Source organism: Elizabethkingia occulta, from assembly GCF_002023715.1.
GTDB lineage: Bacteria > Bacteroidota > Bacteroidia > Flavobacteriales > Weeksellaceae > Elizabethkingia > Elizabethkingia occulta.
Map to the genome: position 1 here is coordinate 64,231 of NZ_MAHX01000016.1, position 14,664 is coordinate 78,894.

Genomic DNA, 14,664 nt, shown 5'->3' on the forward strand with positions numbered 1-14,664 from the left:
TCAAAGCTTAGGCCGTTAATACTTTTTCGAATGCTTTACGGGCACTTTCACGGAAAACTACCTCCCCGCAATAAGCATATCCTAATTTTTCAAGAATGGCCAGCATTGCAAGATTATCAAAATTGGTATCAACCTTTATACTGTAAACCTTTTTAGATCTGGCAAAGTCATCGAGAGTACCAAAGAATTTTTTCACGATTCCTTTCCCTGCAGCTTTATCCGAAACCGCAACTCTATGAACAACCATGAAATCACCATTAGTAAGCCATTCTCCCTTTATATTTTCATAGGCAGGCTCGTCATTGAAAATTAAAGCAGCATAGGTAATAACTTCATCATTTAGCGTCAGAACATATCCCTGACCTTTTGCAATATCATTCTCAACAGTCTGCAGATTCGGATACCCATCCTGCCACTGATTGCTTCCATCATTTTTTCTTCTTTCAATAGCCTGCTGAAGGATTCCCCAGATAATATCTTTGTCTTTTTCTTCTGCCTGTCTGAATCTGATTTCTTCTTCCATATACTACATTAATGTTCTGTACTAACAAATATACTAAAACAACCGGAGTTGCTGATCCTTTGTTCCAGTAAAATTACTTGTATCCAATACTATCCTTTCTCTTCCCGCAAAAAACTTTCTCTTCCCAAGCTTCACAGTATCATGAATCATGTCCGCAATATTTCCCTCTCCTTCATATCGATTGTAGAATCTTTTTTCACCCAAATTTCCACCCCGCATAGATCTTATAAGATTGAGTACCTTGTCTTTCCTATCAGGAAAATATGTTTCAATCCATTTTACAAATACAGGTTCTACAGTATCATTAAGCCTTACCAATGTATAACCGGCAGATAGCGCACCAGCTTCAGAAGTTACTTTCATTATACTGAGTATCTCATCACTATTCAGCCCCGGAATAATGGGCGCCACCATTATATGTACCGGAATTCCGTTTTTAGTAAGCTCTTCCACGGCATGTAATTTATTTCTGGAAGAAGATGTCCGCGGCTCCATTACCCTTCTTAAATCTTCATTAATTGTGGGAATACTCAAAGCCACAGAAACAAGATTTTGCTCTGCTAAAGGCTTTAAAATATCTATGTCCCGAAGTACTAAAGCATTTTTGGTAATAATATTGACAGGATGTCTGTAATCCAGGAACAATTGCAATAACTTTCTGGTGATCCCCAGCTTACGTTCTACAGGCTGATAGCAATCCGTATTACCAGACACTAAAATAGGCTTTGGTTGATAGCCTCTTTTCTTAAAAAATTTTTCAAGTAATTCCGGAGCATTTTTTTTAAACATAATGCTTCTCTCAAAATCTACCCCGGCACTATACCCCCAATATTCATGTGTAGGTCTTGCAAAACAGTAAGAACAGCCGTGTTCACATCCCTGATAAGGATTTAGTGAATACTCCATAGGCAGATCCGGACTTTTGACCTGATTGACTATTGTTTTCGGAAATACTTCTGTAAAGTTAGTTTTTCTCAGATCCACATCTTCTTCCTCAGAATCAAACGAATACCGATCGAATCTGTTATGTACATTCTGCTGAGCGCCCTGCCCTTTAACGGGATCTATAGCCATTACAATTTTGTATTTCTGTCTACGAATTTAGATCAAACTTTCTGAAAACATATTCAGTTATCACTGATAGTTTTCCACAAAAAAAGCTTTAACCGACGGTTAAAGCTTTCTGCTATAATATGAATAATTTTATTTACTACAAATATGCATTAAGTTCCACACTATCAGCTTCATCATTCTTTTGCGAGTTACGATCTGTCAGATAATCATAGTAGTCATCGTGATCATGTTTCGAAACCAATTTACGTAGCCCAAAAACTCCTAATACTGTTACTAATCCAACAGCACTCGCTAATAAAACTCCAATACTCTTGTTCATTTTCATTGTAATTTAAGTGTTATAAATACTGCAAATAGTGTTCCTTTCGGTAAAATGTGTCTATTAATATTCTGTTAAATTACGTATAAATGTTTATTTAAACAAAAAAGGACGGATTTTTCCGTCCTTTGTATTGGCTCATTATCAGACATTTAAAACTTATATCTTACAAAAGCTTCAATTGCTTCATATTCAGCCAGACCTAAGTTGTTATACAACTGTGCTGTCTCACTTGTTCTGTCCTCGGCTCTTACCCAGAACTCACGCGCATCATCACCAGGGAAAACAGGTAAGTCTTTCTGTGACTGATGTTTAAATATTGCTAATCTTTTTTTGTAAACTTCCTGTGGAGAAAGAGGCACTGCCATTTCGATCTCATGGATCGGGAATTCATGCCATGCACCACGGTACATCCATAACCAACAGTCTTTTGTCCACTCGTCGGTCTCTTTTAGCCTTCTTAGGGCTTCTAAAATGATATCAAAACATACTTTATGAGTTCCGTGTGGATCTTCAAAATCTCCTGCTGCAAAAACCTGATGTGGTTTTACTTTTCTCAGCAATTCGATTGTTTGTTGGATATCATCTTCATATGAACTGCTTTTATCGAACTTTCTTCTGTCATAGAACGGAAGATCCTGAAAGTGAATCTGATCTTCATTTAGTCCTACAAAACGAGCTCCGGCAATTGCTTCTCCTTTTCTGATAAGAAACTTAACTTTTCTTATAAATTCCGTATCTGTTTGATTCGGCTTTTTCTGGTCGAAAATTTCTACATTTTCTTTGTAGATATTTTTTACTTTCTGATCATCGAAACCAACCAGCTTAGAGAAATCTTCTGCAAATTCCAAATATCTAAGTACATCATCATCCCAAACTGCTGCATTTCCTGAAGTTTGATATGCTACATGGACATTATGTCCCTGATCTGCCAGCTTAATGAATGTTCCTCCCATAGAAATTACATCATCATCAGGATGCGGAGAGAATAACAATACATTTTTCTTCGCCGGATTCGCTCTTTCCGGTCTCTGGGAGTCATCTACATTAGGTTTTCCACCTGGCCACCCGGTAATAGTATGTTGTAATTCGTTGAAGATCTTAATATTCATGTTATAAGCTGGTCCTTTCTCAGTAATCAGCTTATCCATCCCATGAGTATTATAATCGTCGTCCGTAAGTTTAAGAATTGGTTTACCTAATTTCTGAGACAACCATACAACAGCTTTTTTAGTAATTACATCATCCCACTCAATATCCTGAGCCAGCCAAGGCTTATCGAATCTCGTTAGTAATGACGCAGCATCTTCATCAACGATAAATTCAACATTCTGTGAAAGTTGCAAATAAGTCGCCGGAATATCAGAAGACACTTCTCCTTCAACAGCCTTTTTAATAATGGGAGCTTTTTTCTTGTTCCAGGCCATTAGAATAATCTCTCTGGCTTTGAATATAGACCCAACTCCCATTGTTATTGCTTTCTTCGGAACATTTTCCTTCCCTCCGAAATCTCTGGATGCATCTTTACGGGTAAGATCGTCCAGCGTCACCATTCTTGTTCCTGAATTTGGCGCTGCTCCCGGCTCATTAAAACCAATATGCCCGGTACGTCCGATTCCAAGAATCTGGATATCTAAACCTCCGAAAGCATTGATTTTTTGCTCATATTCTTTACAGAATTCTGCAACTTCTTCTTCTTTGATACTACCATCAGGGATATGAATATTCTCTTTTGGTACATCAACATGATTGAAAAGGTTTTCATTCATAAAAGTTACATAACTCTGAGGTTCGTTTGGCAGCATTGGATAATACTCGTCCAGATTGAAGGTAACAACGTTATTAAAACTCAGTCCTTCTTCTTTATGAAGTCTTACCAATTCCTGATAAACTTTTATAGGTGTAACACCTGTTGCCAGGCCAAGCACAGCTTTTTCGCCTTTAGCTTGTTTATCTTTAATTAACTGTGCTATTCTGTTCGCAACAGTTTTTGTCGCTTCCGTTTCTGAAGAATAGACCGTTACTGGAATTTTCTCAAATCTGGTCTCTTCTAATAGATTTAATCTTTGCATGTTTATTTTGTTTTTTCAAAAATACTGAATGTAAACTTGAAATCCAATCAAAAAGGGGCTGGTATATAGCCAAACCCCCATCTGAATAAAAAAAGAAATTAAAATTAATATTATGTTAAAATGAAAAAGTGACTCCGGTACTCACTCCTATAATGTAAGGTTTCGAATCATTTACTTTATTCATCGGTTTTATCATGTATTTAAATGTCGGTTCTACGTTCAGTTTCATTTTTTTAGAAACCTCATAGTCAATTTTGATTCCTGCATTTGCACTAAAACTAAGATCATTCAGGTTGGTTGCAGTCCCAAGATCCTGTTTTACAGATGCCCCTGGTGTAACAGCCGAAATACTATTATGGGTTAGTACATATGAACTTGCACCAAGTGTTGCATTAAAACCGAGTTTATTAAGGTGTGCAAAATTTATCTCTGCTTCCAAAGGAATTTCTACATATCGGATTTTCTGAGCAATATCTCCTTCTAAATAACTTTTTGCAAAGGCTCCGTCTGCCTGTAAGTTGGATACAGGTTCGATGCTTCCTACTCTGAGATCTCCAGAATAAGAAATATTATGAGCAGGAGGAATAGGTGCGAACTGATACAGCATTGCTCCTCCTCTTCCACCAGAAACACTTACGGTAATAGGAACATTCTTTGTTCTTTGTTCTATATCCAGCATTCCGGCTCCTGTCCGGATCTTTACTTTGTCATTTATTGCATAACTTACTCGTGCTCCGTAGGACATATTCACAGAGTTCTGAATGTCCAGATTATTGAAATCATTAGAAAGTAAAGATTTGCCTCCGAAAGAATTCACCTGTGTAGGTGCAAAAAATGCAGAAACAGAAAACTTATCCCCACTACTATGAGTTCCTCTATTCGGTTGCTGTAATATTTTATCTCTTCCCGCCAGAAGATCGGACTCCTTATTTTTATCAGGAAAAATCTGCTCGTATTTGTTTTCCGTTTTATTTCCGCTTTTATCCTGTTGTACTATTGTTTTCTTTTCATTGTCTTCCTTGCCTACTGTAGTTTCATTTTTATAATGAGCAATAAGCTCTTTATTTGTCTCTGAAATATCAGAAGCTTTATCTTTAGGTATAAAAACATTTTTAGTCCAGGCTATAACATTATCTTTGATCCCGGAAATATAATCTGCTCCTTTGTTTCCCTCGATTATTTCATTCGAATTCTCTTTCTCTTTTTCAACAGTATAAGATTTCCGAGGCTGAGTTTGTTTAACAAATTTTGTTTCGTATTTCTTTTCTGAAGAATCTTCATTCGATTTAAAAATAAAAACACCAATTAAAAACATTGCTGCAATTCCTGAAACAGGAAGCCATATATAGAAAGCAGGTTTTCGTCGTTTTTCTCCATCCAGCGCAGACTGAATAAAGTCCCATGCTTCAGCCGGCGGATTCTGCGGCTGACTAAGCTGGTCTTTAAATATTTTGTCTATATTTTTCATTCTGCTTTGTGTTTTATTTTCATCAATTCTTTTCTAAGAATCTCTCTTGCTCTGGATAAGTTGGACTTTGATGTTCCGGGAGATATTTTTAAGCTTTCTGCAATTTCGTTATGTGTATATTCTTCAAAAACATAAAGGTTAAAAACCTGCCTATATTGTGTTGGCAGGTTTTGAACATATTTTATAAGATCCTGATAATTGACGTTCTGAAAATCATCCGGATCATTATCTTCTTCATCTATAAGAGGCATATTTTCCTCTATTTCTGTTAACCAAATCTCTTTCTGCCTGTGTTTTTCAAGATTTAGGTTAACTATCACACGTTTTATCCAGCCTTCAAAAGATCCTGAAAAGCTATACTGTGTGATTTTTTTAAAAATAAGGATAAAGCCTTCCTGAAATACATCCTGTGCATTTTCATAATTGCCGGAATATCTCAGACATATTGAGAACAGAACATTAGAATACCTACGATACAAAAGTTCTTGTGCTTTCCTATCGTTCTTTTGGCATTGTTCTATAATCTCAATTAGTTCTTTATCCAAAGAAATTAAGTTTTATTAATTTGTTTCTTTAGTCGGAATTACCACTTTTTCCTCTATAAATTTATCTGTATTGTCACTATTTTTTCCTGCCCAGAATCTAAAAGTATAAGTACCAGCTTTTGTAGGTGTGAATGTATATTCTACAATTTTATCTTCTACTTTATCCATACATCCGTCTCCCGTTTTTTGAGAGCCCACTACTCCTAATTCAACTACGTTATCTACATTTTTTGAAACCTGAAACTGTACAAAAGCCTGACAGGTATTTGTCGTTGTATAAGTTATAGACAACTTACTTACCTCTCCTACCGGTTTTACCTCTTTTTGTTCAATTTTAGTAGTAGCCAGATAGCCATACATAATGTTATCTCCTCTGTTATCTCCTAAACAACTGGTAAAAATTACCCCAAAAATCCCTAAAAGGAATGCGAATTTTAAAAACTTCATAATATTTGATTTTTCTATTTGTCTCTATATAAGACGCCTATAATGAAAATGGTTGCGTTAATTTTATAAAATTTATACAAATAAATCACAACCAATTGATCTACAGTATAAAAAATTCTCATAATCAATACGATATCTAAATACCTCTTTTATCAATTTATGTCCAAAAAACTCTTAGTAAGAGTTATAATCAATTGATTATTCGTTTTTATTGCTGCAAAAGTATGTAAAAATTAGCAGTGCCTCACTTAATTGAGTGAGGCACTGCTAATCTGTAAACCAAGCTATAATCCATAATAATTACCGAACCAGCCAATCTTTGAAATCCTTCACCCTGTCTCGGCTTACCGTAATTTCAACATCAGGCTGGTAGCTCATTTCAACTTTATAAACGGGCGATGTATGAATACTTTTAATATAATTGAGATTAATCATAAACTGTCTGTTTACTCTGAAGAATTTTGTCTCATCAAGAACATTATCCAGTTCTTCAAGAGAAAAGTCAGTAGGAAAGCTGCGTTCTGCTGTCTGAAGATATACTATCTTATTTTCACTATAAAAACAACTAACTTCTGATGTCATTACAATCTTCAGATTATAACCTATTTTCACCAGTATACGTGAAAGAGTTGTTTTTTCTTTTCCCAACATTGACTTTACTTCATAAGATGGTGTTACCTCACCGGACGGAATGAAGCTTTTAAACTTATCAATAGCCTTTGTGAGATCCTCTTCATCAATTGGTTTTAAAAGATAATCAATACTATTCAGCTTGAATGCCTTCAAAGTGTATTGATCAAATGCTGTTGTATAAATGATAAAACTTTTAGTGGGAATTTTCTCAAAAATATCAAACGAAAGTCCATCTCCAAGAACAATATCAGAAAAAATCAGCTTAGGATGCTCATTCTCCGAAAGCCATTGTACCCCGTCCTCTACGGAATGTATAACCTTTTGGATCTCAAGTTCCGGAAATGTAGAGAGCATTCGCTCCAGGCGTCGTGCCGCGGGTTTTTCATCTTCAATAATGAGTGTTTTAATCATATTTTTTCTGAGATTTATATTTTTCCATTAGCTTTTTTATTTTCTTTTTTTCCCAGTCGTTTCCAAAAATAATCCCCGGAAGAAAAACAGATCCCGCATGAATAAGGATTACAACTCCCCATAAAACAGGTACATATATATTTGTCCATCCTATCTGATGATACTCGTAAAAGTTAGAAATAAGTATAATTACATTGACCGTTAAATATATCAGAAAATGTATATAAAATCCTCTGATTTCTTTTACTTTTCTTTTGGCTTCAAGAAATCCTATTTCTTTATCAGAAAAGGATTCTGAATCATTATTAAAATAATCTTTCATTTTGTGGGGAGCTAATTATTCTTTCTCATTAATTCCCTGATTCTGTTTTCTTCCCAATTTTTATTAAAAATCATTCCGGAGAAGATAACCTTTATAAATTTTAATGCTGTAAATATGGTTATAATGATGAACACTATTACAATCCATCTTGGTATATTCACAAAATCAAAAATATCATTGAGTCCGGCAAAGCCCCAGAAAGCACAGCACATTAAAACATTTCCATAAAGTCGTGCTTCTCTTCTAACCTGTTTTCTTGCTTCTGAATAAGCTTCTTGTTGATCATTTATTTCCATTGCTGCATGTTTTTTTCTTTGTTCATTAGCTCTTGTATCTTTCTCTCTTCCCAGCTTTTTCCAATTCCGAAAGTGGTGAATCCATGGATAGCTACTCCCAGTCCCCAGCCCAGCATAGGGAAAACAAACCAGTAAAATCCTGGTGACGTCATTAGATTGATAACAACTAAAAACGGTATCACGCAACAGTAAGAAATAAGATTAGAATAGAAATCTTTAATTTCTTTTACTCTACGCGAAGCCTTCTTATAGGCTTCTCTTTCATCGTTTTCATAATTTACTTGCATGGTGTTATTTTTATGAGTTAGTATTGGTATTTTTACACTGAATGATTCCTCATCGCTTTCGATAAAAACATTTCTCTTTGTCAGAAGATTGTATCGTTGTACGATATTAGAAAGTCCAATTCCTGATTTTTCGTTTGGAAGCTCTCTTTTCTGTAGGTTATTTCTGATAACAAGATATCCTTCCTGAACAAATATTTCTATGTTTAATGGTTTGGCTGATGTAGCATGATTATGTTTAATACAATTTTCCAGAAGTAATTGTAATGAAAGTGGCACCACAAAATCTTTAGAATTATCTGCATTGATATTCAGGTGAAATACAATACTGTCTTCAAAGCGATATTTCAAAAGCTCTATATAGGTTCTGGCAAAATTCATCTCTTCCTCCAGAGAAACCACCTCTTTATCCTTTTGTTCCAGAACATATCTGTAAATTTTGGACATGGAAGAGGTAAACTTTTGTGCATTATCCGGATTTTCTTCAATTAGTGCACTCAAAACATTTAAAGAGTTAAACAAAAAATGTGGGTCTAACTGATTTTTGAGACTTTCAAATTGTGCATTTGCTGAAGAAGCAATAATTTTTTGTTCAGTTACAGCTTTTTTTGCGGCAGACTTCCATGCATTCATAAATCCTTTAGCATGGAAAATAGCTGATATAAGTAATGCGAAATTGATAAAAAACCAATTGACAAAATTATAATCTCTTGAGAAAAACTTTTCGGTACTTACATTTTGTATCAGAACGAAGTTTACATAGTTACATAAAAACACAGTAGCAATTGTTACTACAACGGTTAATGATACTCCATAAATAAGTCTTTTTTTAGTATCCTCTATCCAACTCCATTTTTTGTCTAAGAACCCGTTAAGATACCCCTGAGACATAGATAAAAGCAGACAGTACATAGAAGAAATAACGAAAGATTTCCATATGTTTTCCCACGAGATATAGCCTGGCTCAATAACCCCAAATATTATTGTGCAAACAAGCGTAATCCAGGCGCATATGATAAAAAATTTTCGATTCATTTTTCTTAATTTCTGTTACAAACATACTCAGGAATTGGTAAATATTTAAAATTTTTATACCTGAGAGGTTCTTTTTATATACTGAATGGTAAAAGATTTGTCTTTTTGATAAGATAACAGGCACAAAAAAACCCGGATTTTAAACCCGGGCTTTATATTTATTTCATCTGAGAAAGGAAATAATCGGCTTCACTTTCTCCCCAGTTTGGGTCTAGTGACGTCTTCGGTTTATTTGTTTTAAAGAGTTCTTTTGCTTTTAGAAACATTTCTTTTGCCTTCTTCTTATCTCCGCCATATTGTTCTGGTGTAAAATAAAGATCTTCAGCCTGAAGCACGTATACTCTCGGATTATTCGGATCTAATTTAATTGCTTCACCCAATGCCTTTTGGGCTTCCTGCCCCTCTGTCATATAACGAGACATCGGATCTACCATCATTTTAATTCCGTGCGCCATCTTTTTCAGAAGAAGGAGTTCCGCATTATTGGGATTCAAAGCTTCTGCTTTTACAATATAATTAATTGCTGCATCTCCGGAAGCATCTAATCCATCTGCTTTTTTATCGCGCATCAGAACACGCCCTCCTTGTATTGTAGACAAAGCTGCATAGTAATAAGGCAGCCATTGTGTTTTCTCTTTATCTCCAATTCTGGAGAAATCATTACTCAATGCAGTAAAATCATCATTCGTTTTACATTGAACAATTTTACTCACTTTATCAGTCATTGCTTTTTCATAAGCACTTTGTGCAAAGGCTATAAAACCTGTTAAAAGAAGTGCTGTTGTTAAAAATAGTTTTTTCATAATATTAAAGTTTAGAAATTAAATATTGTTATTATAATGTACTGTTAATGGCATCCTGAGTTCTATCGATTCCAAAACTGATAAATACTCCAACGAAAACAAACGTATTTACTGGTGGTCTGAGTGCTGAACTTTGCCCGTTTGAAGCAAAATTATATCCGTATATATTTTTAGTATTAAGAACATTATTCACGCTCAGTACAAATACAGGAAATGATTTTGAATTTTTCTTTCCAAGATTGGGAAGGTAGTTGATACTTAAATTCAGTGCACTAAAATCTTTTACAGTTCCTTCATTTCGGATAATATTTTGTCCATTTTGTGAAATAATATCATAATACGGTCTTCCACTATTGAAAGTATAAGATGCGTTAACCTGTGTTTTAAGACTGGTAAAAAACCTTTTTGCCACAAATGAAAGTGTATGTTTTGATGCAAAATTAGGATTCAGACTATGTGGATAGTTTAAAAAATCTCTTTTACTGTCCAAATAAGAATAAGAAACCCAATAATCCACATTTTTAATCGTTTTTTTATCCCTCCAGAATAATTCAAATCCTTTGGCAAATCCCTCTCCATTTACATTAACAGCTGACTGGATATTATTGAAAGAAGTTTGATTTTGCAGATCTCCGTAATTATAAGTTTTTGTAAGCTTTCTATAATCCTTATAAAATGCCTCTAAACGGAAACTTCTTTCATTTGCTGTTCGCTGAATCTGAAATATATAGTGATCGGCTCTCTGGAAACCTAATGGGGTCGGATAATTGATATATTTAGATTCCGGATTCTGATAGAAAACACCATAAGCTAATGAACTGGTCCAATCTTTTGATATTCTGTAGGCCAATGCCAGTCTTGGTGAAAAATTCCACTGGGAAAGATAAGAGGAGTTTTCTGCTCTTATTCCTATAAGTGCTGAAAAGTGCTGATCCAAAGCCAAATCTGTTTCAGCAAAAACCGAAGATATAAGATCCTGATAATGCTTTTTAAATCGAGCTGTATTTTCTGGCTGATAGGTCATATCTTCAATACTATTCTGAAATTCAACTCCACCACGAATAATGGAAGCCTTATTGAGTTTTCTTTCCAAAACGGCTTTTGCATTAAAATAGGATCCATGATTCTCAATTCCGATTCCGTAAACTCTTTGTCCGTTATTCAGAAAGTCGAGATTCATATCATTTTTATTATAGGTAAATGTGGAACCAAGGTTTAGTGTATATCTGCCTAATTTTTCTCTATAGGACAGGTTATGAAAAGTATTATCTCCTTTCATTTTTACGCCTGTTTCATTATATTTTGATTCCAGACTCTCCTGCTTTAAAGACATATCATTATTATCAAAACTTCCGTAATATTTAATAAACCCACCCCTTTTTGTCTTTATTCTAAAGTTAGCATTGGTTGAAAAACCTGCTGGCCCATTGTCAAAATTGGTATTGAATTTAAATACTTTAGTCATTAGTGCGAGATTAGAATAAGCTGTTTGAATACCATACGAATGAGTTCTTGCACTATCTACTTTCTGAAAAGATCCTGTTGCAAATATTGGAGATAATCCGAAATCTGCAGATGTTCTTTCTGGTAAATCAATACTCTCCAAAGTTAAAACTGAAGATAATGCCTGTCCATATAAAGCAGAATATCCACCAGAAGAAAAGACATTTCCTTTAAATAGTGAAGTATTAAAACGATCCCTTCCTGCTATTCCCGGAACTGAATTTGTGAAATAATTATTGATAAGACTACCATCCATAAATATTTTACTTTCCGTTCCTGTTCCCCCTCTTACAAACAAACCTTCACTTTCTCCTACTTTTTGAACTCCGGGAAGAAATCCTAAAGCTGATGTAATTTGTGCATCGGCCCCGGCCGTAGTATAAATATCCAAAGGCTTCAGTAATGCTGATGCTCTGTTTTTATCACTTGCCTCTATCGATCCAGCAGTAATCACAACAGCATTTATTTCGTTAAAAGTTGATTTCATTTCTGCATTGACTACAAGATTCTGAGAAGCTATTGCTACTTCCTTTTTTACTTCCGCAAAATCGGAATTGCTATATACCAGTGTTTGGTTCCCTTTTTCGGAAGTCTGAAATGTATAATTACCGTTAGTATCTGTTGTGGCACCATCATAGGTATCTTTTAAAGTCACAGAAACATTTTTTAGTCCTTTTCCTTTAGCAGTAACTTTTCCGGAGATTGTCACTTGTGCCTGCATAAGAGAGAACACAAAAATAAAAATCGAAAATAGTAGTCTTAGTAGCATTTTGTTATGATTTATGTTACAAAGAAATATCAGAATTTCGAATCTTTTAAAAAAAGCTTACTGAAAGGTTGGTTTTTGATGCTAAACGGTAATTCTTGAAAGTTTTGTACCTTTAACATATAATAAAACCTCAAATTCTGAGCTTATGAAAAATTTAAAAATATTATCCTTAGGCATTCTGGGAGCTGTATTTACAGTTTCATGTGCAACTAAGGAAGTGAGTTATGCTATTACCCCTAAAAGCGGAACAGCAACGGGAGGAACAGTAACCTTTAAACAGATGGGAAAAAATGTTGTGATGAATGTTGATGCAAAAGGATTAACGCCAGGGGTACATGCTATTCATATTCATGACAAGCCAGATTGCTCGGCTCCGGACGGAACTTCTACCGGCGGACATTGGAATCCTGCAGGAAGCGACCATGGCAAATGGGGTGCAGAACATTTCCATATGGGAGATATAGGCAACCTTAATGCTGATGATAAGGGAGATGCAAAATTGACTTTTAAAACAAGTAAATGGTGTATTGGTTGTACTGATAATACTAAAAACATTCTGAATCATGGACTAATTATCCATGCAGCTGCAGATGACTTCCATACTCAGCCTACCGGAAATGCAGGCGGACGAGTTGGATGTGTAGAAATTAAGTAATCCAGAAAATAAAAATGAAGACTATTTGGTCTTCATTTTTATTTATTCTAAGGTACAGATGTTTTTACAAAAATACGCTTCACTAAAAAATTTTAGTGAAGCGTATCCATTTAGATTGATATGAAATTGAATATTATTTTATTACTTTCTGGGTTCCGTTACCCATTTGTACAGTTGATTTTAGCTCAATTGGATTGTCAATAGAATTATACAATCTGTTCATGTCCCTTTCTCCGTCCTTCATCATATCTCCGATTGTTTTTTCAGATCCAGGCATTTTTTGCTTCATTACTTCCGGCGTAAGATACTGCCTCATAGAACCAAATGGATCTTTTTTGTATTCATTGAAAGTTTTATCAAATTTCTCTCTCGATAACTCGGATACAGTTGAATTAGGCATAAATGTTTGTTCCATGTAAGTTTTCTCATTATAATCAGAAAGCTTTTTATTTGCCTGAAGCACCCATGAATAATCTTTAGCTTCATCTTCAATTTTTACAATAAGCCCCGGTAATCCATAAAATTTATAAGGTCCATCCTGAAAAGGCAAATCAGTACTGAACCATGCTGTCCATTTTCTTCCTGCAAATTCTGTAGTGGCTTTTTGTACATTATACTCTCCTATTTTTGTCTTATCCGGGAGCACTTTCCAGTCAAACTTTAGGTTTTCAGAATATGCGATAGGTGTAAACTTACCCATTGACATTAATACTTCCACGTATTGAATTTTCATAGATGGATAAAACTTATTTACTCTGTATGAAATTTTCGCCTTTTTCATATTCTTACTAAAATCCGGATTGAAAGCACCTGCTCTTTTCATTTTTTCCATAGCATCTTTAAGAATAGAATCCTGCGATACATTAGTATAATCCTGATATATAGATTTAGATTTAGAAATATCTAAAACCATTAATTCTTTCTCTAACTTTGCGGAGTCTTTCTTCGGCTTATATGTCATTTCATAAATAAAACGGTTAGCCGTTTCCTGAGCCATAACCATTACTCCGAATGTTAATACAAAAAGGAGAGTCAGTTTTTTCATTGTAGTATTGAATTTATCTAATTAGTATACACAAGTAATTTTTTGTTACAGAAAAATATAATTTTCATTATGCATTCCCCGTTATTAGTAATACTAAGATTAGAGTACAATTTACACATTATCAACATAACAATCTGATAGTCAATAATTGTACTTAATTTGAAATATAATTAATAAGATATAAAAGCAGAGAAAATGAAAACTATAAAATATATACTTGCAGGTGTATTCACTATAACTTTCCTGGTATCATGTGATACTTATTATGATGGTTATGCATACAGAAGAAATCCGAATCGTTATGATAATTCTTACTATTATAATGGCCGGGAATATAAAAAACTGCCTCCGGGACAGGCTAAAAAAATATATGGTGGATCTGCAAAAGATTATGCACCCGGGCAGAGAAAAAAATATTATCGCTATGATGATTAATTTTTCTTTATAAATCATCATTAAG

Annotated in this window: 16 protein-coding genes; 2 read left to right on the plus strand and 14 right to left on the minus strand. The window is 34.5% G+C overall.

All coding sequences use genetic code 11. From position 1 onward, the window contains the following. Positions 1 to 7: 7 nt before the first annotated feature. The 13 genes from BAZ10_RS10995 to BAZ10_RS11055 form a co-directional block, all read right to left on the minus strand. Positions 8 to 523 carry a GNAT family N-acetyltransferase gene (locus BAZ10_RS10995; protein ID WP_078772091.1) on the minus strand — a complete coding sequence of 172 codons (516 nt, stop codon included), beginning with the start codon at positions 521 to 523 and terminating at the stop codon, positions 8 to 10. Between the two features lie 33 nt (positions 524 to 556). Beyond that, positions 557 to 1,597: a PA0069 family radical SAM protein gene (locus tag BAZ10_RS11000; RefSeq protein ID WP_078772092.1), complete on the minus strand. Its 1,041-nt coding sequence runs from the start codon at positions 1,595 to 1,597 to the stop codon at positions 557 to 559. A gap of 136 nt (positions 1,598 to 1,733) precedes the next feature. After that, complete coding sequence (locus tag BAZ10_RS11005) at positions 1,734 to 1,916, minus strand: hypothetical protein (RefSeq protein WP_199161549.1); 183 nt, start codon at positions 1,914 to 1,916, stop codon at positions 1,734 to 1,736. A gap of 152 nt (positions 1,917 to 2,068) precedes the next feature. After that, on the minus strand, positions 2,069 to 3,988 hold the full coding sequence (gene nagB, locus BAZ10_RS11010) for a glucosamine-6-phosphate deaminase (RefSeq protein ID WP_078772093.1): 1,920 nt from the start codon (positions 3,986 to 3,988) through the stop codon (positions 2,069 to 2,071). 115 nt (positions 3,989 to 4,103) lie between these two features. Then, positions 4,104 to 5,456: a hypothetical protein gene (locus BAZ10_RS11015; RefSeq protein WP_078772094.1), complete on the minus strand. Its 1,353-nt coding sequence runs from the start codon at positions 5,454 to 5,456 to the stop codon at positions 4,104 to 4,106. Then, entirely contained in the window at positions 5,453 to 6,001 is a 549-nt protein-coding gene (locus BAZ10_RS11020; protein ID WP_078772095.1) for an RNA polymerase sigma factor, read from the minus strand. Before BAZ10_RS11020 ends, BAZ10_RS11015 begins: the two co-directional genes overlap by 4 nt. 15 nt (positions 6,002 to 6,016) lie before the next feature. Next, entirely contained in the window at positions 6,017 to 6,448 is a 432-nt protein-coding gene (locus BAZ10_RS11025; RefSeq protein ID WP_078772096.1) for a hypothetical protein, read from the minus strand. Positions 6,449 to 6,748: 300 nt separating this feature from the next. Beyond that, a complete protein-coding gene (locus BAZ10_RS11030; protein ID WP_078772097.1) occupies positions 6,749 to 7,492 on the minus strand; it encodes a LytR/AlgR family response regulator transcription factor in 744 nt (247 codons plus the stop codon). Continuing rightward, positions 7,485 to 7,814 carry a 2TM domain-containing protein gene (locus BAZ10_RS11035; RefSeq protein WP_078772098.1) on the minus strand — a complete coding sequence of 110 codons (330 nt, stop codon included), beginning with the start codon at positions 7,812 to 7,814 and terminating at the stop codon, positions 7,485 to 7,487. The genes BAZ10_RS11030 and BAZ10_RS11035 overlap by 8 nt, the downstream gene beginning before the upstream one ends. A gap of 11 nt (positions 7,815 to 7,825) precedes the next feature. Then, a complete protein-coding gene (locus tag BAZ10_RS11040; RefSeq protein WP_078772099.1) occupies positions 7,826 to 8,110 on the minus strand; it encodes a 2TM domain-containing protein in 285 nt (94 codons plus the stop codon). Further along, positions 8,101 to 9,429: a 2TM domain-containing protein gene (locus tag BAZ10_RS11045; protein ID WP_078772100.1), complete on the minus strand. Its 1,329-nt coding sequence runs from the start codon at positions 9,427 to 9,429 to the stop codon at positions 8,101 to 8,103. The genes BAZ10_RS11040 and BAZ10_RS11045 overlap by 10 nt, the downstream gene beginning before the upstream one ends. A 158-nt stretch (positions 9,430 to 9,587) precedes the next feature. Beyond that, positions 9,588 to 10,232 (minus strand): tetratricopeptide repeat protein, encoded by a 645-nt coding sequence (locus BAZ10_RS11050; protein ID WP_078772101.1) that lies wholly within the window; start codon positions 10,230 to 10,232, stop codon positions 9,588 to 9,590. Between the two features lie 31 nt (positions 10,233 to 10,263). Next, positions 10,264 to 12,504, minus strand: a complete 2,241-nt coding sequence (locus BAZ10_RS11055; RefSeq protein ID WP_078772102.1) for a TonB-dependent receptor — start codon at positions 12,502 to 12,504, stop codon at positions 10,264 to 10,266. 145 nt (positions 12,505 to 12,649) lie between these two features. Here BAZ10_RS11055 and BAZ10_RS11060 point away from each other — a divergent pair, with 145 nt between their 5' ends. After that, on the plus strand, positions 12,650 to 13,159 hold the full coding sequence (locus BAZ10_RS11060) for a superoxide dismutase family protein (RefSeq protein WP_078772103.1): 510 nt from the start codon (positions 12,650 to 12,652) through the stop codon (positions 13,157 to 13,159). Between the two features lie 133 nt (positions 13,160 to 13,292). On the opposite strand, the gene BAZ10_RS11065 is transcribed toward BAZ10_RS11060, so the two are convergent. After that, the gene (locus BAZ10_RS11065) at positions 13,293 to 14,204 is read right to left on the minus strand and encodes a GLPGLI family protein (RefSeq protein ID WP_078772104.1); all 912 of its coding nucleotides are present in this window, start codon (positions 14,202 to 14,204) and stop codon (positions 13,293 to 13,295) included. Between the two features lie 195 nt (positions 14,205 to 14,399). Here BAZ10_RS11065 and BAZ10_RS11070 point away from each other — a divergent pair, with 195 nt between their 5' ends. Further along, positions 14,400 to 14,639: a hypothetical protein gene (locus BAZ10_RS11070; protein WP_078772105.1), complete on the plus strand. Its 240-nt coding sequence runs from the start codon at positions 14,400 to 14,402 to the stop codon at positions 14,637 to 14,639. Positions 14,640 to 14,664: the final 25 nt, after the last annotated feature.